Genomic DNA, 22,270 nt, shown 5'->3' on the forward strand with positions numbered 1-22,270 from the left:
CAAGGAAATCACCCAAACGAAAAAGGCCATGCCCTAATCGCTAAGGGGATTTTGGAGTATTTTTAGTAACATAGACTTGAACTCTGGAAATATGAACCTATATCGCCTAACCTTAGCTTTATTCAGCATAGTTTTAGTCAGTTGCACTGGCCAAAAAAACATCCCCACCAATACTTTAGACAAAAGCTCTACCGAAGAGAATTTTCACCTTTATCTCCTGATGGGCCAATCCAACATGGCTGGCAGAGGGGAAGTGGAAGCTATCGACACGCTCAGCCATCCACGCGTATTGATGCTGGATAAGGCAGAAAACTGGGTATTGGCAAAAGATCCCATGCACTTTGACAAGCCTGCTGCAGGCACTGGTCTTGGGCTGACTTTTTGGGAAAATAATGGCTAACGAAAACACAAATCTCAAAATAGGCCTCATTCCTACCGCAGTAGGCGGAAGTTCTGTAAACGCCTGGTTTGCAGATTCTATCCACAGACAAACCAACACCTATCCATACGACGACATGATTCGCCGGGCAAAAAAAGCAATGGAATCTGGCACTTTGAAAGGTATCATCTGGCATCAGGGAGAATCAGACTCCAATACGGAAGCTGGCGTTACCGAATACACACAAAAATTTGAGGCTATGTTGAATGCTCTCAAATCAGATTTGGGAATAGCTGACATTCCTGTAGTCATTGGTGAACTAGGCTACTTCTTCTATCCCAAAGCACCTTTTGCTGAAGCTATGAACGGAGTAATTCGTGAAATTGCTGCTTCAAATGATTGTATAGGCTTAGTCACCGCCCAAGGGCTTAATCACAAGGGAGATGACACCCATTTTGACTCGGATTCTTACCATGCTCTTGGGATTCGCTACGCTGCAGAAATGCTAAAAATGCAAACAAACTGTACTACCATTTACAAATAAAAACACCCTATAATTCAACCCAAATGAGTTACCTCAAACACTATTTAAGCTTCGCTTTCCTATTAGTTTCTACAAGTATTTTTGCGCAGCAGGATCTTAAAGCATCATACAATTATGGGAAGTCTGTGGCCGTTTTTGGAGGCTCTGTCTCTGTCATACCAGAAAGTGAAGTTGCCAAAAATATGTGGAAAGAAAAGCTGGGAATGACGGTTACAAATTTTGGTGTTGGAGGAGCTGGCTTCTCTTCTCTTCAAGGCAAATCATTACAGCAGCAAGTGGATGAGGCTGGAGTTTTCGACATTTATATACTTTGGGCCTCCACCAATGATTACACCAATAAAAGAGAAATTGGCAGCTATACTGACTACTCGGAGTTCGATGGTTTTGATGAAGAGAAGCTGGTAACTCAAGCTGGAGGGATTAATTACTGCATCAAGAAAATCTACGAAATCAACCCGAAAGCCCAGATTTACTTCTTCACGTCCAGCAAGGCATTTAATGATAGAGGTGCTTATGACCCATTTACCGAAAATGGAATGGCCGAGCACGTAAACATGCAAAAGAAAATCTGCCAACTACATGGCATACCTTACTTGGATCAGTTTACTTTGGGAGGTTATAATTTGTATAACAAGGATCTCTACTATACCGATCCTATCCACATGAATGAAGCTGGTTATAAGAAAATAGGCGAGCTTCAGGTGGCATTTTTAGCGTTTCCAGATTGAGAATCTCAACAAAAAATTGAATAATTGCGACTAATCATTCAGTCCCTTTCCACTGAGAATCTGTGGTATCAACTTTTCCACTCTAGCCTCTCTAGTTTTAGCCTGCTTTGCTGCCGAAAAATGCAATAGATAGCCTCGTTGTCTTCCAGGTGTCAGGGAATAAAAAGCCTCTTTCAACCCTGGATAAGCATCTAATTTGACTTGAAACTCCTCGGGAATGTCATATTCTTTAGTCTTTTTCAATTCTACTTTCAATCCAGCTTTCTCTACCTCAATCGCTTCAAAAACATAAGACTTCAATACCTTACTCAATTCTATTATCTCTTGAAGATTCGTAAATCGAATCTGCCGTGCACTCTGTACATTCTCGGTTTGCTGGATCAGGACACCCTCTGCGTCATTAAGTAAAGCTCCCTTGTGAAAAAGCAGCGCACAGTATTCCTTAAAGCCATGAATCAACACCACATTACTTCCTTGAAAGGTATAGCAAGGCACTCCCCATTTCAATTCCTCGATCAACCCACAGTCAAGAATTAATTCTCTCAATTGCTTGTATTCCTTTTGCCATTTAGAAGCTTTGTCAAAAAAGAAGTCAACTTTTGGATTCATTTTAAAACAATTATTTAGCGGAAGATCAATTTAAACTATAATCCCAACATCGGAAGTTGCTTTACTTGGTGATAGGTTAAAGCAGCTTTGATGCAGTTTTTTAATTCAGTTTCCGGAATTTCTTCATCCATTTTAAAGACAATCGCCCTATTCCCTTCATAGGCAAACACCTCATCGTATGCCAGGCGCAAACTGGGCACCAGTTTACTCGTACATTTGAAATACATCGCATATTGATCAGGATTTTTGGCTTTCCAGTCCATACGAATGGTACTTCCTTTTTTAGCAAGAAAGCTTGGCTCTCCCCATTTGAGCGTTTCCTCCAAGCTCGACAACCCAATTTCCTCAGCAACCTCCAACACCAAGCGACGAAGGTTTAACATTTTATCACGAACCGAGTCGGGATACTTCGAAAAAACTGCTGCTACTTCTGGTTCTGTCTTTAATTCCATCTTCCATCTAATTTAAAGCTCACAATGCAGCCTACATTTTATAATTCAAAAACATCTCTAATCCTGGCTATTCGAAATCCCTTTTCCAACACCAATTTTGTCTCTTCGCTATTCGGATCTATCACCGGATTGGTATGATTGAAATGAATGAATACAACCTTGGTTTTTTCTTCAGCTGCTAAGCCAGCAAACTTCTCCATACTTTCCATGATAAATGGATGAGGAATTTCTGACATATCCCGATTATCAAGCTCCTTCCCACTGAAAAATGTCGCATCTACAAAAGCATAATCCACCTTCCTGATTTCATCTACAATATCCTTCTCCCACTTTTCCCATTTATCAATATCAGGGATAAACAAAGCACTCTTTTCCGGACCAACAATCCTATAACCAACAGTTTCGGAGAATTCATCCCTATGTGGAACTTGCAGCGGTATCACTTGTAATTGCTCGGATAGGATAACTGGTTTTTCATTTTCAATTGGGACTAGGGAAATATTTTCATTGTTCACCAACTGGCTCCAAGGCCCATCATTCTGTAAGAATTCCCTCATTCTTGGCATGGCAAATACGGGTACTCTTTTGGCATCCCGAGCTTCTTTTCCCAAAAACATCAAACCCGCGTAATGGCCAATATGCGCATGTGTCAAGAAAATTCCATCTGGCATTTCGCCTTCACTTTCCGAACCTAAACTCTTCAATGTTTTCACCTGTCTAGTGATGTCCGGTGTGGCCTCGAAAAGGTATTTCTTCTCGGTTTCCGCATCATATAACCCAAGGGAAACGACTTGTCTATCTTTGTCGGGATTTTCGAAAAGATCCTTGCAGCATTCGTTGAGTGCAGCCAATATGCGGAGACCCTCCATCTTGGATTGTGCCGAGTATGACAATGGAAGTGCCTTGTGAGTTAGTTATGGCGTCTTCTTTAGCTAAATCCCCACTTGAGGATTTGCTTTCGCAAGCGGAAAAAATAATTAAGAGAAGACAAAAAGAAAAAAAACTCCTACGCATGAGTCGTTGGTTGTATTGGGAATTTCAAGAAAACTGAGCTTTAAGATAAGCATGAAATACCAAATCAACTGAAGGTAAAAGGCATAAATAAATTAAGGCTACTTCGAAATCTCCAGATGCAAAATCGGATAGGGTTTCCCAGTTCCATCCAATTCAGATCGGCGAATGATTTCAAATCCATTTTTCAGATAGAATGCTAACGCTTTCGGGTTTTGCTCATTGACATCCACTTTTGTAACCTGAAGATTCTGAATCGCATGAGATAACAAGGATTTACCTATTCCCTTCTCCACGTGATTCGGAAGTACAAAGAGCATTTCCAGGTTGCCTTCTGCCACGCCAGAAAAACCTAAAATCTGGCCTGAATCATTTCTTACACAATTCAACTCCACCGCTTTCAAATATTCGTTCAAAATCAACGGTTTGAAAAACAGGATATCCTCCTCTTTCAAAAAATCATGGGTTGCCCTAACGGAAGCTTCCCAGAGTTCAACAACTTCAGGGAATTCCGATGGATTTATATTACTGATTGGGTAAGTCATAAACTTTTGGATTTTGTCGCATTGCGAATAAGACTTTAATGGCAAAGGAGCGATATATTTAATACCGAGCAGTGTTAGGTAAAAAAACCTACACCAATTCTGCGTTTCCGATTTGCTTAGCAATCCCATCCCAAAGCGAGATTCTTTGCTGAAGTGCTTGCTTGGCAACTTCCAGAGTCTCCTCCCATTTCTGCTCATCATTACCACAGAGTTCCGAGATCATTTTTAAGGACAAAGGGCCATGCTCATCGCCATCCAACTCTATATGTCGCTCCAGATAATATCTTCAGTTTATTGTAGTGAACATTCTCTACATCCGCCTGCTTTAAGATCGAAATAAACATATCCGGTATCACATCTTCCTTTCCAAAAGTAAATGCTGAAGCAATTAGATGAGGTTTTTGGCTTGCAATCACTGCAAAAGAAAACTTCACAAATTCTTCTACGCTCTCATGTACCTCGACTTCTTCAAATCCTTCAGCAATGCTCATTCCTTCCTGAATTTGTTGGACAAATCTTTGGATCTGATTTGTACCTGCTCCAAGTTGAATCGTGGCATCTGAGTCAGTTCATAATGACTTTTAGGCTCGCCCAATTCATTAATGTCACTTTCCTCTCCGTGAACAATTTCATTGATAAATCTGGCCAGAGTAGGATTTTGGCTAGGAGTCCAAGGGATCTGCACAGTGGTCAATTTCATTTGAAGCGCCTTCAGCAATGACATGAAATCCCAAACTGCAAAGGCATGGTTTTCCATGAAAAGTCTAATATCATCAAGATTCTGAAGGTTACTATAAAGCGGGTGATGCTGCAATTGGCTTCTCAAGCCAGAGATTTCTTGCTCTATATGAGCAATTCTATTCGTGTTAATCATGTTTTCCTTTTCGGTGAGAAATTCGATTTGGCATCAAACCATACGAAGCAACTCATCTATTTGGATGCAGAACTGAAAAAATACAGGAAGAGTTTTATACTTTATTTAATTTTTTACCCTTTTATTAAAACACTTCTGAATTAACAAAAAGGAAAATCCGTGCCTATTCCCATCCTGAAATCACTGTGATAAAAAAGTCATCGTAATAATAAACCTGAATTGACCTAAACCTTCTTTCGAAGTGACAAGCCTCCCACCAATATGGAAATTCCTGCCACCACCAGTCCAAAAACAATTAAGAAAGAGTCACCAGTATTGAGAATTCCAGTGTAAGTACCAATCGTGATACCGGCACCTATAAAAGTTAAAACGGCTCCAATCCGAATCATTTCCTTTGATTTTATCCCGATGTGACTTTTGAATTAGACCCCGATGGATCTGATTATCCAACAATCTAATGATGACCTTTATTTCCTCTTCCTCAATGTTATTCTTTTCCATCTCCTTCCTGGCGTCATAAAGATCAAAGTCCTTATCATTGATCTTCTGAAGGTAGTAACTCCGACAATTTTTGCTCTTTCCATTGGGCAGATAAGAAAAACTAAACAGTAAGCTAAAACTAATAATTTTTCAAATCTCATTTCGACCTCAGATTTCAAAAATTATCAATTAGAAAAGACTCCCGAAAAGCCAGCGGAGAAAGATTGGTTTTGCTTTTTAATATCACACTGAAAGGTTGTGGAAGAAATGGGCTTTAAGAAAAGGTAACTTTCCCAAAAACTCAACAACCCTAAATTTGTACCTTAGCAAACACTCCTTTAAGTCTCAATTCAATAAAATGCAAAAACCTAGACTGACTTCATTCCTTGCAACCTATTCGTTGCTAGTTATTTTATCGATTGCCTGTACCACCAAGGAAAAAGCTATTTCTCCACCCAATATCATTGTGTTTCTGGTAGATGATATGGGCTTAATGGATACCACAGTTCCCTTTCTTACTGACTCAGAGGGCAACCCGGTCAGTTACAATTTGAATGAATTTTATACCACTCCAAACATGGAGAAGTTGGCAAGTCAAGGCATCCGTTTTTCCAATTTTTATGCACACTCGGTTTGCTCGCCTTCACGAACTTCCATTCTCACAGGTCAAAATTCCGCCCGTCACGGCGTCACCAATTGGATCAGGTCTGAGGAAAATAACCGAACAGAATTTGGTCCAACTGATTGGAACTGGAATGGACTGACCAAAACCTCCCTGACTCTTCCTAAGCTTTTGCAGCAAAATGGCTACAAGACAATCCATGTTGGTAAAGCCCATTTTGGACCATTCAACAGCGAAGGTGAAGACCCACTGAATCTTGGTTTTGATATCAATATTGCAGGAAGTTCTATAGGTCAGCCAGGCAGTTATTTGGGTACAGAAGCCTTTGGACATACAGGTGGAAATAAATCAAGGGCAGTTCCCGGTTTGGAAAAGTACCATGGTCAGGACATTTTTCTAACTGAGGCATTGACGCTAGAAGCAAATTCAGCTATCACACAAGCGAAGGAAGAAGAAAAACCTTTCTTTCTTAACATGGCGCATTATGCAGTACATGCTCCATTCTATTCTGATCCCCGCTTTGCGGAAAAGTATAAAGACTCCGGCATGTCGGAAAAAGCTCAAGCCTACGCCACGCTGATAGAAGGAATTGACAAATCTCTGGGCGACATCATGCAGCATGTGAAGGAGCTAGGATTAGGAGAAAACACACTGATACTATTTTTGGGAGATAACGGTTCGGATGCACCCCTGCCAATAGAAAATGACTACAGCAGTTCCACTCCGCTAAAAGGCAAAAAAGGAAATCACTGGGAAGGCGGAATGCGGGTTCCTTTCATCGCTGCTTGGGTCAGTCCAGATAACAATTCTCCATGGCAGCTAAAACTACCTATCGCCCAAAATGCAATTCAGGAACAAGTTGGAACTATCATAGATCTGTTTCCTACCCTTTTAACATTGGCAGACATTCCAAATCCCGAAGGACATATCTTGGATGGTTTCCCGCTTCAAACTCAACTAAATGCTGAGCAAAACACGAGTAGAGACGAGGTGTTTTTGAATCATTTCCCACATGGAAATCACCGCTCCAATTACTTTACCAGTTTGGTAAAATCAGATTGGAAAGTAATCTATCATTATCCTGTAGATGGAGAAGCTACTTATGAGCTTTTTAACCTAAAAGCGGATCCATTTGAAATGGAAAATCTTGCTGAAAGCAATCCAGCCCAGCTAAGGATTATGATGGAAGCTATGGCAAATGAAATGAAAGATAAAAGTGCTAAGTTTCCTGAGAAAGATGGTAAGATATTAGAGTTGATCGTGCCTGAGCAGGTCAAATCCCTATAATAGTTTCGGTATATTAGTTCACCATCTCTTCTATTACTTTCCCAGCTTTTTCATCTGGATAATCCATTCCTAGCAATTTGAAAATAGTACGTGCGATCATGGCTGATTGCCATTGACCCTGTGATTTCATTTCCCCTGTAGCAGGCGTGTCTGGCCCAATAGCCGCCATCCAGATTTGTCCTGCATCTGGAATAGATGAGCCGTGACCTCTCCAAGAAGTTTTGCTCGTACCACGCCCATGATCTGTAGTGATGATCAAGGTAGTCTTGTCTTTGTATTGAGGATCTGATTGCACGAAATCCCAGATTTCTTTGATATAGGCATCTGTTTGTTTGGCTGACCAAAGGTACTGATCGTAGTGATTTTCGTGCGCCCAATCATCCGTCTCTCCATAGGATATATATAGTACTCTTGGCTTCTGATTTTTCAAAGCCCCCATAGCATAATTCTGCGTGAAGACATCCAATCTCACCCCTCCCCATGGACCACGGATTTCGGATTGCATTTTATTGGTCAGCAATTCTTCAGGGCTTAGGTTATCACCTTCTGCAATATCAAAACCAGCATTTACTGGTACTCCGCTACGCTCTTCATTTATTATGTAAGGAAAAACATCCCATGACCCAAAGGCCAGTACTTTTCCTTTGAACTCAGGTTTCTGGTTTAAATACTCCAGAAAAGTCACATTTGGATTGTTGATTTTATCGTTGCTCGTAATTCGTTTATCATCCGCAAAACCACTTAACACTTCATTGTAACCCGGATAGGAAAACCATAAAGCATTACTGTTATTTACCATATTACCATAAGCTCGGTTACCATAGATTTGACCGTGATGAGCAATGGTATTCCATAAAAAGGGAAATAGCATCTCCCTGCGCTTATTTGGATTCACTTCCCAAAAATCGGGTAATAAGGAACCCGGCGTCTCAATCATTCCAGTATCATCCACCAGCAAGGAATCCGCACCTGTGAATACTTCCTGCCATCTCATTCCATCCAAGGTGATCAAAATAACATTTTCAGTTTTGTATTCCTGAGCCTCCACCTTCGCTGTTTGAATAATGAGTAATGCAAAAGCAGCCCATATGATTGATTTCTTAAACATGGTTTTCTTTGAGATTTTGAAAATTGATATGTGAAAAGACAAGTTACTAAAAGTAATCTTAAGCAGGCGGAAGGGGGATTACTAGAAGATTATCATAGAATGAATTTGCCTATTTTGAGATGGTTTTGAATAAAATCCCGTCCGTAAAAATTAAGCCCGGTAATAGGCATCGCTATTACCGGGCTTACCAGCTCACAAAAGGTTTATCTATTCCGACGTAATCCAGCTAAGCCATGAATTATTGTTCACCAAAAGCAAAACTATTCGAACTAAATCAACTCTGAGGTTATAAACCTAAGGCAACAAATTGAATCCTCCTTTGGTAAGAATCACTGTATTGGCATCAAATGAAGCATTTGGCAAAAGCTCTATCATCCCATCGCTTTCCAAGCCTGTCTCCACCGGGACTTTTTCCAGTCTATACCCAGCTTCAGACTTTTCCCGTTGTACCAGCACATAGCTTTCTCCTTCCGACACCACCACAGCAGTGACCGGAACAACCCAAGCTTCTTTTGGATCCTGAATTAATTTCGCCTCCAAGAACATTCCTGGAAAAAGTAAAGCTTCCTCTTTTTCATCCGGCAAATGCGCATGCACATTGATCTGACGCTCATTATTGATCGACTGACCTACGACAAATACTTCAGCTTCCAAGGTCTTGCCTGGAAGATCTGGAATGGTAACGAGTACTTTTTGACCTTTACGGATATTTGCAGCATCTTTTTCGAACACCACCAATTCTATATGCAAATGCTCTTTACTGATAATAGTCATTGCTTTCCCTCCCACCGACAAAAATGAGCCCTGCACCAAATGAATCCCATCAACAAAACCTGCAATTGGTGATAAAACGGGAACTTTAGAACGAATATTCTCTGGCTTCAACTGATCAGCGTTGATATTAATTAAAGCCAATTGACGTTTCAAGCTTTCTGCCTTGGCTTTGGTAGCCTGAAAATCAGCTTCAGCTTTAAGGAAGTTTTTCTGTGAAGCGATTTTCTCCCCAAATAAGGTCTCTTGTCGTTCGTATTCTGCTTTTAGGTAATTCAGTTGACTGCTTGTCTCCAAATAATCCTGCTGCAAACGGATGAAGTCTGTGTTTTCCAAGTAGAAAAGCACTTCTCCTTTTCTTACAGGCTCACCTTCGAGTTTATTCAAACCACTTACGTAGCCACCGAAATAAGCCGAAATCTCCTGAATACCCTCTACCGGAACTTTTACCATGCCTTGCACGGAAATTCCCTCTGAAAACTCCTCGAGTTTAGGACTTCCCCATGCCATCTTCATCGTCTCAAATTGCTTTTCAGAAACAGTAATAAAAGGTCCTGAAGTTGTTCCCGCCTCCACTTCCACTCCTTCGGATTCGGATGTACCAGATCCTGTGCATTGAAAGAAAAACAAGCTACTCGCCAAAAGGGAAGCAGAAAAGATTGATTTTAAGGTGTGATTCTTCATCAGTTCAGAAGGTAGTTGATTTCCAAAATAGTTTGTTGATAAGCAAATTTGCTCTGCAGGTATTGCAAGGTGATCGTCCTAGAGTTCTCCATTAACTGCACATACTGGAGAAAATCAATTTCTCCCTCTTGATAGGATCTCCGGGCCTGTTCTAGGATCTGAAGCGAAAGCGTTTTGCCTTCTTCCTCGTAATAGGTAATCACTCGGATGTTCTGATCCAGCTGTCTGTGCAATTGCTGAGCACGGTTTTCCAGGTGGTTTCTGTATTGCTCCGCTTCCAATTGGATCTTTTGCTGCTGGAATTCACTGCTTTGCACATTTGCTTTTTGAGCTCCATAAAAGAGCGGAATTGACAATCCAGCCTGAAAGCCAGGGTAGACTTTAGCATTCGCTCCTGGGTTTGTCCCGCGAAACACATCCAAGTTAATGTCAGGGAGAAGCTTTCGCTTTTCGGTCTGAATCTGATACCCGGATTGAGTCACAGCACTTTCATAATAGGCCACGCCTGGGTGTGAGGACCAGTCCTGCATCAAAGAAGTATCAAAGTCAATCGCTTCCTCAGCTAGCACCAACTCGCCCTCCCAATTCAGTAGAAGCTTTAACTCATCCATGGCCATCAGGTAATTCTCGTTGGCCTCAGATTTCTTCAGACTGATCTCCTGACGCTTTCCTTCAGCAGTCAGCTTCTCCAGGTAATTGCTTTCTCCGGTTTCAAATTTTCGCGAGGCAGCTCGGGAAAACTCCGCATAAAGTGAATCTAAGTAGTCGTAGTTTTGGATCAAATCCTGCCAATACCTCACTTCAATGAAGGCTTTGCTTATTTGACCTTCCAGCTTTCTCTTTTGCAGCTCAAACTGACTGAGCTGCATCTCGGCCCCTGCTTCCAAGGCGTTTTTCTGAGCGCCATAAAGCGTAGGAAAAGCAAGGGTTTGACTTATCCCCCACTTTCTGTTGTAAACCCCGTTTTCAGCGATGTCATTTTTATCTTCGGAATAATACACATTAGTCTTATCCAGATTCCAGCCTTGGCCGATCTTGGCATTCGCCATCTCCAGGGATTTGTTGGCAGCCTGAAGGTTGAGATTTTGCTCCATCCCTATTTCAATTGCCCGTTCCAATGTCATCGGAGTTTCCTGCCCAGTAGCAGTAAAAGAAAACACTGAAATCAGTACCAAGGAAGCCAAGACTTTTTTGGAAGTAGATGAGGGACCTCCTGTTTTAGTTTTGAATAAAACGTACAATACAGGAAGTACAATTAGGGTTAGGAAGGTGGCTGAAATCAGACCTCCAACTACCACCGTTGCTAGTGGACGCTGAACTTCTGCACCTGCGGAATTGGAGATTGCCATTGGCAAAAAGCCAAGTGCAGCCGCTGAGGCAGTAAGCAAAACCGGTCTCAACCGCTCTTTGGCTCCTCTAATCACCAAGTCTTTGATATTGGTATAATGTGATTCCATGGATTTGAAATGTTCGATAAGTACGATTCCATTCAGTACAGCTATGCCGAAAAGTGCGATAAATCCTACGCCTGCAGAAATACTGAATGGCATATCCCGCGCCCAAAGCAAAAGCACTCCTCCTATGGCAGAAAGTGGAATGGCCGAGTAAATCATCAGCGCGTCCCTTGAAGACGAAAAAGCAAAATATAAGAGAATGAAAATCAGGAGAAGCGCCACTGGAACAGCAACCATGAGTCTGTTTCTGGCTTTCTGAAGGTTTTCAAACTGCCCGCCATAATCCACCAGATAGCCTTCCGGCAACTCAATCTGATTATTTACAATAGCCTGAATATCATCTACTACAGATTGTAAGTCACGATTTCGCACATTCACGCCGATTACTACTCGGCGTTGGGTATTATCCCGGGAGATTTTCGCAGGTCCTTTGGTATAGCTGATAGTCGCTAATTCTGAAAGAGGTACAGAACCCCCATTGGGAAGCTGAATGGAAGCTTGTTCCAGATTTTTGATATCCTTGCGGAAAGGCTCCGCAAATCTCACCACCAGGTCAAATTGCTTTTCACCTTCGAAAACCGTCCCAGCCGTCATCCCCGCAAATCCCATAGTAACGACTTCATTCAGGTCTGAAATATTCAATCCAAACTTGGCAATTTTACCACGGTTGTATTCGATTTTCATTTGTGGCAAACCATCCACTTTTTCCAGAATAATATCCGCTGCACCTTCTACACCCTGTATTGCAGCTTCGATTTCCTGAGCTGTAGAAAGCAACACATCCAAGTCTTCCCCAAAAACTTTGATCGCCAAATCAGCTCGCACACCTGTGATCAATTCATTGAATCGCATCTCTATGGGCTGGGTAAATTCATATTCCATTCCTGGAATCACTTCCAGCGCTTCTTTGAATTTCTCTGCCAACTCATCTTTGGTTTCCACAGTGGTCCATTCCGAACGGGACTTCAACGTCACGATTACATCACTTTCTTCCATGGACATGGGATCAGTCGGGATTTCCGCCGCACCAATCCTAGTCACTACCTGCTTTACCTCAGGAAATTGTTTGAGAATGTTTTCAATCTCCGTGATCGTTTCCACTGTATTGGTGAGCGTAGTTCCAGTTTTCAAAAATGGCTGAATCACAAAATCCCCCTCATCCAGTGTAGGCACAAATTCGGACCCCATGGTGGCAAAAATCATGATTGCTCCCACCAAAAGCCCAAAAGCAGAAATCAGTACTACTTTGGTATGATCCAAGGCCCAGGTAATCGCTGGTTCATACACCTTGTTTATTGCATTAATAATTCGTGTAGAAATATTCTTTGGGCCCGGAGGAGTGGTCTTTAGGAATAGGGCTGAAACGACTGGAACATAAGTCAATCCCAAAATCATAGCGCCAACCAAAGCAAAGGAAAACACTTCCGCCATAGGTCGGAACATTTTTCCCTCCACCCCGGTAAGTGATAAAATCGGGATAAATACGATGATGATAATGATCTGTCCAAAAATGGCAGAATGCATCATTTTCGAAGCTCCATTGAAGGATATTTCATCCTTTGCTTGCTGCTTTTTGAGGGCAGAAACTCCAGCAAGTTGGTGATCGGCACGGGTAAATTGATAGGCAATGTATTCCACAATAATCACCGCTCCATCGATGATAATCCCGAAGTCAATCGCCCCCAAACTCATCAGGTTGGCATCTACACCGAAGAGATACATCATGGACAGGGCAAAAAGTAACGCCAATGGAATCACGGAGGCAACTACCAATCCCGACCTGAGATTACCAAGCAACAATACCACCACAAAGACTACAATCAAGCAACCTAGAATCAGGTTTTCCGCAATTGTAAAAGTGGTTCTTCCTATTAGTTCAGAACGATCTAGAAACCCGTTTATCACCACACCTTCAGGAAGAGAGTTCTTCATTTCTTCCAAGCGTTCTTTCACACGGTCTATGGTCCCTTTGGAATCAGCACCTTTCAGCATCATCACCTGACCAAGCACTTTTTCTCCTTCTCCGTTTGCTGTGATAGCACCAAATCTATTCGCATGGCCAAACCCCACTTCAGCAATATCCTTTATATAAACTGGCGCGCCGTTTCTTACTTCAACTACTATATTCCCAATATCTTCTAAACTGGTAACGAGGCCTTCACCACGAATGAAAAAGCTTTCATTGGTCTTTTCAATATAGCCACCACCTGCGATAGAGTTATTTTTTTCCATGGCATGAAACACATCAGCGATGTCGATTTGCATGCCTTTCAATCGCTCAGGGTTGATCGCTACTTCGTATTGCTTGAGGAATCCTCCCCAGGTATTTACTTCTACAACACCTTCGATTCCAGAAAGCTGCCTTCTGACTACCCAATCCTGAATAGTTCTAAGATCTGTCGTGCTATACTCATTTTCGTAGCCAGGTTCTACATCAATCACATATTGATAAATCTCACCGAGACCAGTAGAAATAGGCCCCATTGTCGGAGTCCCAAAGCCAGCCGGAATACTTTTTTCAGCCATTTTGATCCGCTCAGCGATCAACTGCCTCGGGAGGTAAGTCCCCATTTTATCTTCGAATACAATGGTAACTACTGACAATCCAAACTTAGAAACGGAACGGATTTCTATAGATACCAGGGAGATTGGCCATTTCCAACTCCACTGGGTAGGTCAGGTATTTTTCCACATCCTCTGTCGCAAGATTTCGAGAGGTGGTAATCACCTGTACTTGATTTGTAGTCACATCTGGGACTGCTCCTATGGGAAGATTGCTCAGCGCAAAAACCCCAAAACCTATCCAGGCGGCTATAAAAATGAATATGATGAGCTTATGCCCTATGCTCCATTGAATGATTCTATCTAACATACGGGAGGTAATAATTGAATCACAAAAATGTACTATTACCTTCTCAATGCCCTAAAATCTCTCTTAAGATTGCCTTAAACTTGATTACTAAAAAATCAATCTGAAGATGCTTCCTCTACCTTTTTCACTTTCTACCTCCACTTGTATTTCGGATTCGAGAGCGAGTTTTTTTACTATTGCAAGACCTAGGCCTGTGCCTGGAACCGCGGCGCCAGTTTCATCAAGTTCCCTATAAAATGGATCAAAAATCTTTGCTAAAGAATCACTTGTAATACCTTTTCCTTCATCTTTTACCAAAATAAATGGAGCCCCTTCATGACTTCCTACTTGCATAATAATTTTAGAAGAGGAGGAAGAGTATTTGATGGCATTTTGTAGGAGATTGTTCAAAATCATCTGAAGTGACTTTTCATTGACAAGCCGGAAAATCGGTTTAGAAAGGTTTGTTTCAAATAGGATTTCTCGACCAGACTCCTCTGCTGATTGCTGTGCAAAAGCTTGTGTAAACGAAGTTAACTCAACCTCATCCCGCACCATTTTCCCTTTTCCAACTCTAGCCAGAGAAAGTAACTGATCGATCATCTCTGACATGCGATCTATGCTTTCTAAAGCCAATTTGACTTTTTCCACATACTCCTCGGAAGTTCTTGGCTTGCGAATAAGCACTTCTAATGTCCCCCGCATCACTGCCAAGGGAGTTCTCAACTCATGCGATGCATCTGAGGTGAATTGCTTCTCCCGAGTCAAAGCTTGCTCCAATCTAGCCAGCAAATCATTAATCGATCTGGTAAGCTGGGCAATCTCATCATTGGGTTCGGCTACAGGAATTCTCTCATTTAAATTGCTCTGCGAAATAAGATTGGTCTTCTGAATGATTTTTTGAATAGGCTGGATACTTTTCCCTGCTAGAAACCTCATCGACAAAAAGAGGGAAATGAGTATGCCCGGATAAAGTATGAGTAGGATATTTCTAAGGTTGGTAAGCAACTGCCTGGCATCCTCAAATGACTTTGCCACCAACATAAACCCCTCTCTTTTCCCCGAATGATTAAGGGGGATTTGCATCTGTCGAACTTCCCTGCCCCCGGTTTTTAAAGTCCAGGCTTCATTTTTCTCTCTTTTATCTCCAGAGAAACTCAGGTGATTCTCACCAAGATTCGGCGATTTATCCATGGAATTCCCTTGCATATCTACAATCTCAATGAAAATCGGATTGAGCTGAATCTGGCTATGCTCCTGCTCCTGCCACTCATCCTTGTGCACAAAACGAATCTCGCCATCCACCAGGAAAATCTGCCCTACGTGCTTATCAGTCTCCAGCTTGAGCTCACGATCTATACTTTGGACCACAGTAAAATCCACCACCAAATAGATAATCGCAAACACAACCAATACGATCATGGCTATGACTAAAGTTAACCTACTCGCTATGCGTTCCTTATATGAAATAATCATAAATCCTTCGCAATATATCCTACCCCACGTATAGTCTGTATGTAATCTTCATTGGTGGTAAAGTGGAGCTTTTTCCGTAGGGAATTCATAAAAACGTCAATCACACCTGTATTATAATCGAAGTGAATATCCCAAACATCCTCGATAATCTGGGTGCGTCGGCAAACCTGATTCTTGTTTTTCATCAGGTATTCCAGCAATGTAAATTCTTTTTGTGTCAGCTGAATCTCTTCTTCATACTTAAAAACTTGATGCCTGTCCGTAAAAAGAGTAATTGGTCCAAGGACATATTTTTCTTCAGAAACCACCTTTGTTCTCAATTGTACCCGTATTCGTTCCAATAATTCGTCGAAATGAAAGGGTTTCTTGATGTAATCGTTCGCTCCGGATTGCAAACCAGTAATGGTCTCATCAACGGTGTCTTTTGCCGTAAGAAAAATAACAGGGGTACTTGGAAATTGCTTTCGAAATTCGCGACAAACTTCAACACCACTTTTTAAGGGTAGCATCCAATCCAAAAGCAACAGGTCATAATCGCCGCTTAGCGCAAGCTGAAGTCCTTTGTCTCCGTTTTCAGCTATATCCACCGCATAGGATTCTTCTTCCAAGCCTTGTTTTAAGAAACTGGAGATTCCTGGTTCATCTTCTACAACTAAGATTCGCATGATCGAATGTATTTTAACCACCAAGAGCACAAAGCTTACCCAAAGGTCACTTCTGATTTCTGCTTTGTGATTGATTTTGCTTCGCAAAAGTTACCAAATCAATCTATGTCAAGTAATTCTATTGCTTAAGATTGTCTTAAAGTTTTTCCAATAGCTCCATAATTGGTATTTATAGAGCGACGACTGAGGATCATTTTTGGCGATTACCCCTTTTTTAAAGGGGAAAATGGGATTTTCAAAATATCAATCCCCACATTACATCCAGCTTCTGAAGGTGCAGGAAAATATTAAGTAGCACCCTCAGCGAAACCTCCGTGCACACTGTGGTAAAAAACAAAAAAGACCTTCCATTCTCAGAAGGTCTTCATTAGCTTATGCCATTTCAGCAACTCTTGGTTGAGCCGGCTTTTTCTTGGATGGTTTTTTCTTTCGCTTATTCCACCAGATCAAGGTTCCTGTAATTGGAAGCGAGGTTGCAATCAAACAAGCTACAAACCATAGAAATTTCGAAAATTGACCAAAGATATCTCCTACATGCAGGGATTTCACAGATCGTCCCACCTGCTGACGCCATGGCAAATCTGAAAATAAATTGGCCTCTGTCACCGATAAATCTGCAGCTGATAGTTTCAACTGATCTGCACCTGCTCTGGCAAAAAAACCTGTTCTATACTTACTTACAGAGATAGGATCAGAAGGTTTTGAAGGTAACGAAACTCGGATATTTCCGGGATAAGGAAGCTCGGTGTTAGTTTTTACAAAAATATCCTCCAAGGACAAAATTTGGGCAACAGCACTTTCAATCTCCGCTTCTTTTCGAGGCTCATTTCCGCCACGCCCTTCTGCTCCTCTTCCGGCACCAGCAGCCTGACCTTTGGCAGGGGGCTCCTGATAGATATCCCAAGTCTTTTGCCATCCTTCTCTATACCATTCATAGGACCAGAAAGGACCGGTAGCTCCCATAATAAAAAGAAAGATCAGTGAATAAAATGCCAGTGTATTATGAAGGTCATGATTTACACGCTTCCAGTTAGCCGACCATTTGATTTTTAATCCTTGCTTCCAGCTTTTCACTTTATTAGGCACCCAGATCACAATTCCAGTAATTACACCAAGGAGAAAGAGCAAGGTTGCCACACCATTAATAAACCTGCCCAGGTCACGATTACCCATACTTTCCAAAATGGGTTCCTCTATCCTATCCAGCAACAACCATCTGTGAAGACTGAACATATAGCCCATAAATTCCGAAGTAGCAGTTTTATCCGAACTGTTACCCAAAATCTCTGCTGTATATGGATTTACATAGAAAGTACTTCCTCTACCCTCTTCCCCCTCTTTTTTCAAAGTAAACTGTACACTGCGATCTGCATCTTCATTCCACATCAATCCCACGACGTTGGACGCAGAGTTGGCTTCAACCGCGCTTTTCAATTCATCTGCAGACAAACGGTCACCAGCTTGCTCCACAAAGTACAGCTCTGAATCCATGAACTCCCGGATTTCAGTATTGTACACATAAATAGTACCGCTAAGACACACTGCAATCACTACCAATCCGGAAATCAATCCGGCGTACAGGTGAACTTGATCAAAAATATTACGGATACTTTTCAGGCAGAAGATTTTTTTGCTTGCATAAAATGGTGCGTTCTAAGGAAGTAAGTCTTGATTCTGTGGCAAAAATAAAAAAAGAATTTTATTATTTAGATTTAATCTAAAGAAAACACAAGAATATTTTTCAGGATTTATCTCCTAAAGGCAAGCAATTGAGATAACCTAAGTCTCAAGGCAACGCTTTTTTTTACACTCAAACTTCCATAGACATTTACATTCCTGATTTACAAGGCTTTATTAAGGAGCGAATTTAGTTACATAAGCGACAAGTAAGTTTAAACCCTGTTTTTAATTTTTTATCAAAAAAAATTGTCATTTATGTTCATTATAAAACCACTAATTGATAATTTGACAGCATATATCAGATTTTATTGATTTTTTTTAATCACATATTTAAAAAACTATCAATTCTATCAAAGCAGTTATCAACTGAATCATCCATGTCAGATAAAGAAATAATCGAACGCGAATTAGTTGAAAGGATTAAAAATGATGATGAATCAGCTTTCATTGAAGTTTATGATCTTTTCTGGAAAAAGCTATTCAACTTTGGCTTCAAGAAACTCGGTAAGAAAGAAATAGTTGAAGGCATTGTTCAGGAAGTATTTATTGATTTTTGGTCAAAAAGGAGAAAACTGGAAATCCACACCTCTCTCACCTCATATTTATTCACCTCGGTAAATTACCGTATCATAAACCAATACAAGTCGCAAAGCATCCGGGATAAGTTTACCGAAAGGAAAAATCCAAAGGAGAACAAAAAACCTCATCAGCAGAAGAAAAAATTCTTTACAACGACCTGAAATCCAATATCAAAAAAGTGGTAGGCGGATTTCCTCCCCAACGTCAAAAAGTTTATAAACTTCGATTCAACAAAGGGCTAAGCTATAATGAGATCGCCCAAAACTTGGAAATATCCGTGAGCACAGTGGAGAAGCATCTCATGAGAGCCTTGAAAGATCTTCGCATTAGCCTTAGAGAACACACCACGGCTGTTTTATTTTATGTTGGTTTAGATCCACTTTTTGAATTACTGATGCCAGTATTTATCCCCTAGCCTATTCCTTTGAAGACAGCCCAAACGCTATCATTTTTAGATTTTTCTAGCCAAAAACCGCAAAAGGTACTTTTGCAAAAAATATTACATCAGGGTACAATTCCTACCTAAGCAGCACCAAAAAATATATTTTTTAAAAAACTTGGTTTTTTTTCACTTTTGAATAGAGGATAATTATGTGTGAATTGACATATATAGTATAACACGAAATTCATGATGGAAAACAATTCCAAAATATTTCAAGATGAAAATTCAGAGTCTAACACAACTCATGAATCGAACTATTTAGACCAACTAGATGAGGCAGAACAACAGGCTCTGAGAAAGAGAATACTAGTAGGAATAAAGTCAGGAATCAGAAGACGAGAGGAGAAAGCCATACAACAAAGGAAAATACTTCACTTTTCAAAAATTGCTGCTTCGTTTTTACTTCTAATTGCACTAAGCTTTGGACTATGGCACGCGGTAAAACAAGAAGTGATACTATATAAAACAGGATCAAACGAAACGTTGAAAATCACCTTACCTGATGGATCTACCGCTTTACTAAATTCCAACTCATCACTTTCCTATAGCTATAGTTGGATAAATGGTTTTGAAAGAAAAGTGGATTTAATCGGTGAGGCATATTTTGACATTGCAAAAAATGACGACATAAAAAGATTTCTGATCAATGAAGGTAAAGTTATAGAGGTTGAAGTCTTTGGAACTGAATTTAATTTTAAAAACCAACACCCTATTCACAAACTGACACTAATTGAAGGAAGTGTGAAACTGGGATATCAGGGAGAAGAAGGTGAGACAAATCGAATTGGTGGAATACCCAGGAGAAAGAATAAAACTTGAACCTTGCAGATAGAATCATCAGAGAAACCAAAACAGTCCCTGACCCTCTAAGACTTCTTGCCTGGCAGGATCGTAAGCTTCGCATGCAAAACGAAAGCCTAGAAGACATCCTGGGAGTGGTGACTGAATTATATGATTTGGAATTAATTGATCAAAAAATACCACCGAGCAACCAACTTATTTCAGGAAGCTTACCGCTAACCGATAATCCTAATGAAGTGATCAATAATATCGAAGTGCTTTTCAATACAAAAATCAACCTTGACAAAAATTTAATCAGAATACAATAGAATACCGCTTGCCTTTCGGCCGGATCGCAAGCAAACCGAATACCATAGAAAATTAAGTTCGAGCAAAAGCTTTAGGCCTAAAACCCAAAGCTCAAAAAGTGCACTAGTGAATCCTAGGTAGTAACCATACCCAAGGGATTGAATGATCAGCAATTAGCCCAAAATAAACGCGAGTAATCATTCTAACCACTAACCTATTCATCTATGCTCATCAAATTTACCCGTTATCTATTGGTTGCCGGGGTAACAGGAGTGCTGGCACTCCCAATCTCTGCTCAAGGCCAAAATCTCACACAATTCGCCAAAGGTCCAACTTCTAACGTGAAGTCGGAAAATAAAAACCTAGAATCAACGCTCAAAGAACTCGAAGATCTTTATGCTATTTCTATAGCCTACCCTACTTCAATTGTTGATCCTTACACAAAAATTCCTGCAGCTATAAATTCGAAGCTTTCTGCGGAAGAAAATTTACAACGTATCCTGAAAGGAAGTCAGATAAATTTCAGAAAAGGTGCTGGAGACTTTTACATGTTAGAATCCTCACAAACTCAAGCACCCATAGCACCTGCAAACAACTTCAGCTATCAAATACCCACTGCTACTGTTCAGAATATTGAAAGAACCATTAAAGGTGTTGTATTAGACGATGATCAAGTTCCCATTCCTGGGAAGCTCAGTATTTTGATCAAAGGAACGATGAACGGAACTGTCACTGATATAGATGGGAAATTCTCACTCACATTGACTGACGAAATAGAAGATCCTATCCTTATGGTATCATTTATTGGGTTTACCACACAGGAAATAACAGTGGGGTCAACGTCAATGTTCACCATCGAATTAGCATCATCTGATTTAGCACTAAATGAAGTAGTAGTAACGGCTTTTGGACTGGAAAGAGATAAAAAAGCCTTAGGCAGGTGTTCCACTCAAAGCGTAGATGGTAGTGCTCTCACTGAATCACGTCCTTCTAATGTGGCAAACAGCCTCTCTGGTAGAGTCGCCGGAGTACAAGTGACAGGCAACTCTATGCCTGGAAGTGGTGCACATGTAGTTATTAGAGGCTCATCCTCTGTGGCGGGTAATAATCAACCACTAGTTGTAGTAGATGGAGTACCGCTGGAGCAGACCTCCAGCAGGCAATACGGAAATGGACTTTCTGAAATCAGCCCTGACAACATCAAGGAAATGACTATCCTAAAAGGCGCTACAGCTGCCGCATTGTATGGTTCACGTGTCTGCAAACGGTGTCATCATGGTCACTACTAAAAAACGGAGCTGGTTCGAAAGGGATAGGTATAGAGTTCAATAGCAATATGACTATGGACAATCCCTTAGTTAAACCAAATTTTCAGAATACGTATGGCGGAGGTTCCGGTTATAGAACTTGGTATGTAGACGGAAGAAACGGTTTTGATGCGGATGGGATAAGAGGTACCGCGGGTGTAGATGAAAGCTGGGGAGCTCCAATGGATGGCAGTTTAGTTCCTCTTTGGTATTCAGCTCCCGAACGCGTTCCATTGCTTCCACCAGCCTAACAACTGGGAAGATTTTGGGGAGACTGGGCAAAGCGTAACAAATACAATCGCACTTTCCGGAGGAAATGACCAAGGAAGCTTTCGGGTAGCAATTGGAAGATTAGATCAGACAAGTATCATGGCTGACAATGATTACTACCGAAACAACTTCAAACTGAACACTTCTTATAAGTTCGTCCCTAAACTTCAAATGAGTGTAAATGCAGAATATATAAAATCAGGATCAGACAATAGAGGTTTTACAGGTAGCGCAGGACTTTATCTGGGCCCACAGACATACGGATTACACCAAGCTGAAAAACTGGGAAGATTACTATGATATCCAAAGACAAACCTTCCGGCCAGGAGACGCATTGCCCTTATGCTAACTGGCAACATGAAT

The 22,270-nt window shown here is 41.1% G+C and carries 26 protein-coding genes; 11 read left to right on the forward strand and 15 right to left on the reverse strand.

The genetic code is table 11. From position 1 onward, the window contains the following. Positions 1-91 precede the first annotated feature (91 nt). The 3 genes from AC0L6R_RS18230 to AC0L6R_RS18240 are packed head-to-tail and all read left to right on the forward strand — an operon-like array spanning position 92 to position 1,651. A complete protein-coding gene (locus tag AC0L6R_RS18230; protein WP_473272480.1) occupies positions 92-400 on the forward strand; it encodes a sialate O-acetylesterase in 309 nt (102 codons plus the stop codon). Then, positions 393-923 (forward strand): sialate O-acetylesterase, encoded by a 531-nt coding sequence (locus tag AC0L6R_RS18235; RefSeq protein WP_473272481.1) that lies wholly within the window; start codon positions 393-395, stop codon positions 921-923. Before AC0L6R_RS18230 ends, AC0L6R_RS18235 begins: the two co-directional genes overlap by 8 nt. 23 nt (positions 924-946) lie before the next feature. Further along, on the forward strand, positions 947-1,651 hold the full coding sequence (locus AC0L6R_RS18240) for an SGNH/GDSL hydrolase family protein (protein WP_473272482.1): 705 nt from the start codon (positions 947-949) through the stop codon (positions 1,649-1,651). Between the two features lie 30 nt (positions 1,652-1,681). On the opposite strand, the gene AC0L6R_RS18245 is transcribed toward AC0L6R_RS18240, so the two are convergent. The 8 genes from AC0L6R_RS18245 to AC0L6R_RS18280 all read right to left on the reverse strand — a co-directional run bounded on the left by AC0L6R_RS18245 (position 1,682) and on the right by AC0L6R_RS18280 (position 5,531). Then, on the reverse strand, positions 1,682-2,260 hold the full coding sequence (locus AC0L6R_RS18245; protein ID WP_473272483.1) for a YdeI/OmpD-associated family protein: 579 nt from the start codon (positions 2,258-2,260) through the stop codon (positions 1,682-1,684). A 35-nt stretch (positions 2,261-2,295) separates the two neighbouring features. Then, positions 2,296-2,712, reverse strand: a complete 417-nt coding sequence (locus AC0L6R_RS18250) for a DUF1801 domain-containing protein (RefSeq protein ID WP_473272484.1) — start codon at positions 2,710-2,712, stop codon at positions 2,296-2,298. Positions 2,713-2,750: 38 nt separating this feature from the next. Continuing rightward, positions 2,751-3,581 carry an MBL fold metallo-hydrolase gene (locus AC0L6R_RS18255; RefSeq protein WP_473272486.1) on the reverse strand — a complete coding sequence of 277 codons (831 nt, stop codon included), beginning with the start codon at positions 3,579-3,581 and terminating at the stop codon, positions 2,751-2,753. Between the two features lie 243 nt (positions 3,582-3,824). Beyond that, positions 3,825-4,268 carry a GNAT family N-acetyltransferase gene (locus tag AC0L6R_RS18260; protein WP_473272487.1) on the reverse strand — a complete coding sequence of 148 codons (444 nt, stop codon included), beginning with the start codon at positions 4,266-4,268 and terminating at the stop codon, positions 3,825-3,827. An 88-nt stretch (positions 4,269-4,356) separates the two neighbouring features. Continuing rightward, entirely contained in the window at positions 4,357-4,527 is a 171-nt protein-coding gene (locus AC0L6R_RS18265; RefSeq protein WP_473272489.1) for a DUF3050 domain-containing protein, read from the reverse strand. After that, a complete protein-coding gene (locus AC0L6R_RS18270; RefSeq protein ID WP_473272512.1) occupies positions 4,514-4,819 on the reverse strand; it encodes a DUF3050 domain-containing protein in 306 nt (101 codons plus the stop codon). The genes AC0L6R_RS18265 and AC0L6R_RS18270 overlap by 14 nt, the downstream gene beginning before the upstream one ends. Further along, positions 4,756-5,142 carry a DUF3050 domain-containing protein gene (locus tag AC0L6R_RS18275; protein WP_473272490.1) on the reverse strand — a complete coding sequence of 129 codons (387 nt, stop codon included), beginning with the start codon at positions 5,140-5,142 and terminating at the stop codon, positions 4,756-4,758. Before AC0L6R_RS18275 ends, AC0L6R_RS18270 begins: the two co-directional genes overlap by 64 nt. Positions 5,143-5,366: 224 nt before the next feature. Continuing rightward, positions 5,367-5,531 carry a hypothetical protein gene (locus AC0L6R_RS18280; protein ID WP_473272492.1) on the reverse strand — a complete coding sequence of 55 codons (165 nt, stop codon included), beginning with the start codon at positions 5,529-5,531 and terminating at the stop codon, positions 5,367-5,369. A gap of 449 nt (positions 5,532-5,980) precedes the next feature. Here AC0L6R_RS18280 and AC0L6R_RS18285 point away from each other — a divergent pair, with 449 nt between their 5' ends. After that, positions 5,981-7,531, forward strand: a complete 1,551-nt coding sequence (locus AC0L6R_RS18285; protein ID WP_473272493.1) for a sulfatase — start codon at positions 5,981-5,983, stop codon at positions 7,529-7,531. Between the two features lie 13 nt (positions 7,532-7,544). Here the strand turns inward: AC0L6R_RS18285 and AC0L6R_RS18290 are convergent, their stop codons facing one another. The 7 genes from AC0L6R_RS18290 to AC0L6R_RS18320 all read right to left on the reverse strand — a co-directional run bounded on the left by AC0L6R_RS18290 (position 7,545) and on the right by AC0L6R_RS18320 (position 18,166). Then, positions 7,545-8,639 (reverse strand): alkaline phosphatase family protein, encoded by a 1,095-nt coding sequence (locus AC0L6R_RS18290; RefSeq protein WP_473272494.1) that lies wholly within the window; start codon positions 8,637-8,639, stop codon positions 7,545-7,547. A 294-nt stretch (positions 8,640-8,933) separates the two neighbouring features. After that, positions 8,934-10,094, reverse strand: a complete 1,161-nt coding sequence (locus AC0L6R_RS18295; RefSeq protein ID WP_473272495.1) for an efflux RND transporter periplasmic adaptor subunit — start codon at positions 10,092-10,094, stop codon at positions 8,934-8,936. Continuing rightward, on the reverse strand, positions 10,094-14,152 hold the full coding sequence (locus tag AC0L6R_RS18300; RefSeq protein WP_473272496.1) for a CusA/CzcA family heavy metal efflux RND transporter: 4,059 nt from the start codon (positions 14,150-14,152) through the stop codon (positions 10,094-10,096). Before AC0L6R_RS18300 ends, AC0L6R_RS18295 begins: the two co-directional genes overlap by 1 nt. Before the next feature lie 7 nt (positions 14,153-14,159). After that, positions 14,160-14,420 (reverse strand): efflux RND transporter permease subunit, encoded by a 261-nt coding sequence (locus tag AC0L6R_RS18305; protein WP_473272497.1) that lies wholly within the window; start codon positions 14,418-14,420, stop codon positions 14,160-14,162. 87 nt (positions 14,421-14,507) lie between these two features. Then, positions 14,508-15,821 (reverse strand): sensor histidine kinase, encoded by a 1,314-nt coding sequence (locus tag AC0L6R_RS18310; RefSeq protein ID WP_473272498.1) that lies wholly within the window; start codon positions 15,819-15,821, stop codon positions 14,508-14,510. Positions 15,822-15,871: 50 nt separating this feature from the next. Then, positions 15,872-16,540: a response regulator transcription factor gene (locus AC0L6R_RS18315; RefSeq protein WP_473272499.1), complete on the reverse strand. Its 669-nt coding sequence runs from the start codon at positions 16,538-16,540 to the stop codon at positions 15,872-15,874. A gap of 372 nt (positions 16,541-16,912) precedes the next feature. Next, a complete protein-coding gene (locus tag AC0L6R_RS18320; RefSeq protein WP_473272513.1) occupies positions 16,913-18,166 on the reverse strand; it encodes a PepSY-associated TM helix domain-containing protein in 1,254 nt (417 codons plus the stop codon). A gap of 431 nt (positions 18,167-18,597) precedes the next feature. On the opposite strand from AC0L6R_RS18320, the gene AC0L6R_RS18325 reads away from it, so the two are divergent. The 7 genes from AC0L6R_RS18325 (at position 18,598) to AC0L6R_RS18355 (ending at position 22,207) form a co-directional block, all read left to right on the forward strand. Continuing rightward, positions 18,598-18,960, forward strand: coding sequence for an RNA polymerase sigma factor (locus AC0L6R_RS18325; protein WP_473272500.1), 363 nt, complete (start codon positions 18,598-18,600; stop codon positions 18,958-18,960). A gap of 8 nt (positions 18,961-18,968) precedes the next feature. Then, positions 18,969-19,214 (forward strand): sigma factor-like helix-turn-helix DNA-binding protein, encoded by a 246-nt coding sequence (locus tag AC0L6R_RS18330; protein ID WP_473272514.1) that lies wholly within the window; start codon positions 18,969-18,971, stop codon positions 19,212-19,214. Positions 19,215-19,427: 213 nt separating this feature from the next. After that, on the forward strand, positions 19,428-20,060 hold the full coding sequence (locus AC0L6R_RS18335; protein ID WP_473272502.1) for a FecR domain-containing protein: 633 nt from the start codon (positions 19,428-19,430) through the stop codon (positions 20,058-20,060). Then, a complete protein-coding gene (locus AC0L6R_RS18340) occupies positions 20,057-20,350 on the forward strand; it encodes a hypothetical protein (RefSeq protein ID WP_473272503.1) in 294 nt (97 codons plus the stop codon). Before AC0L6R_RS18335 ends, AC0L6R_RS18340 begins: the two co-directional genes overlap by 4 nt. 204 nt (positions 20,351-20,554) lie before the next feature. Then, entirely contained in the window at positions 20,555-21,619 is a 1,065-nt protein-coding gene (locus AC0L6R_RS18345; protein ID WP_473272505.1) for a TonB-dependent receptor plug domain-containing protein, read from the forward strand. A 53-nt stretch (positions 21,620-21,672) separates the two neighbouring features. Further along, positions 21,673-21,888 carry a hypothetical protein gene (locus AC0L6R_RS18350; protein WP_473272506.1) on the forward strand — a complete coding sequence of 72 codons (216 nt, stop codon included), beginning with the start codon at positions 21,673-21,675 and terminating at the stop codon, positions 21,886-21,888. Between the two features lie 118 nt (positions 21,889-22,006). Further along, entirely contained in the window at positions 22,007-22,207 is a 201-nt protein-coding gene (locus tag AC0L6R_RS18355) for a hypothetical protein (protein ID WP_473272508.1), read from the forward strand. Positions 22,208-22,270 lie beyond the last annotated feature (63 nt).

The organism is Algoriphagus sp. 10J20-15 (assembly GCF_055809615.1).

Excerpts from the sequence above, each read along its gene's own strand:
- AC0L6R_RS18230 (WP_473272480.1), top strand. The coding sequence starts at position 92 with ATGAACCTATATCGCCTAACCTTAGCTTTATTCAGCATAGTTTTAGTC.
- AC0L6R_RS18235 (WP_473272481.1), top strand. The coding sequence starts at position 393 with ATGGCTAACGAAAACACAAATCTCAAAATAGGCCTCATTCCTACCGCA.
- AC0L6R_RS18240 (WP_473272482.1), top strand. The coding sequence starts at position 947 with ATGAGTTACCTCAAACACTATTTAAGCTTCGCTTTCCTATTAGTTTCT.
- AC0L6R_RS18245 (WP_473272483.1), bottom strand. The coding sequence starts at position 2,260 with ATGAATCCAAAAGTTGACTTCTTTTTTGACAAAGCTTCTAAATGGCAA.
- AC0L6R_RS18250 (WP_473272484.1), bottom strand. The coding sequence starts at position 2,712 with ATGGAATTAAAGACAGAACCAGAAGTAGCAGCAGTTTTTTCGAAGTAT.
- AC0L6R_RS18255 (WP_473272486.1), bottom strand. The coding sequence starts at position 3,581 with ATGGAGGGTCTCCGCATATTGGCTGCACTCAACGAATGCTGCAAGGAT.
- AC0L6R_RS18260 (WP_473272487.1), bottom strand. The coding sequence starts at position 4,268 with ATGACTTACCCAATCAGTAATATAAATCCATCGGAATTCCCTGAAGTT.
- AC0L6R_RS18275 (WP_473272490.1), bottom strand. The coding sequence starts at position 5,142 with ATGATTAACACGAATAGAATTGCTCATATAGAGCAAGAAATCTCTGGC.
- AC0L6R_RS18280 (WP_473272492.1), bottom strand. The coding sequence starts at position 5,531 with ATGATTCGGATTGGAGCCGTTTTAACTTTTATAGGTGCCGGTATCACG.
- AC0L6R_RS18285 (WP_473272493.1), top strand. The coding sequence starts at position 5,981 with ATGCAAAAACCTAGACTGACTTCATTCCTTGCAACCTATTCGTTGCTA.
- AC0L6R_RS18290 (WP_473272494.1), bottom strand. The coding sequence starts at position 8,639 with ATGTTTAAGAAATCAATCATATGGGCTGCTTTTGCATTACTCATTATT.
- AC0L6R_RS18295 (WP_473272495.1), bottom strand. The coding sequence starts at position 10,094 with ATGAAGAATCACACCTTAAAATCAATCTTTTCTGCTTCCCTTTTGGCG.
- AC0L6R_RS18305 (WP_473272497.1), bottom strand. The coding sequence starts at position 14,420 with ATGTTAGATAGAATCATTCAATGGAGCATAGGGCATAAGCTCATCATA.
- AC0L6R_RS18310 (WP_473272498.1), bottom strand. The coding sequence starts at position 15,821 with ATGATCGTATTGGTTGTGTTTGCGATTATCTATTTGGTGGTGGATTTT.
- AC0L6R_RS18315 (WP_473272499.1), bottom strand. The coding sequence starts at position 16,540 with ATGCGAATCTTAGTTGTAGAAGATGAACCAGGAATCTCCAGTTTCTTA.
- AC0L6R_RS18325 (WP_473272500.1), top strand. The coding sequence starts at position 18,598 with ATGTCAGATAAAGAAATAATCGAACGCGAATTAGTTGAAAGGATTAAA.
- AC0L6R_RS18335 (WP_473272502.1), top strand. The coding sequence starts at position 19,428 with ATGATGGAAAACAATTCCAAAATATTTCAAGATGAAAATTCAGAGTCT.
- AC0L6R_RS18345 (WP_473272505.1), top strand. The coding sequence starts at position 20,555 with ATGCTCATCAAATTTACCCGTTATCTATTGGTTGCCGGGGTAACAGGA.
- AC0L6R_RS18350 (WP_473272506.1), top strand. The coding sequence starts at position 21,673 with ATGGACAATCCCTTAGTTAAACCAAATTTTCAGAATACGTATGGCGGA.
- AC0L6R_RS18355 (WP_473272508.1), top strand. The coding sequence starts at position 22,007 with ATGGCTGACAATGATTACTACCGAAACAACTTCAAACTGAACACTTCT.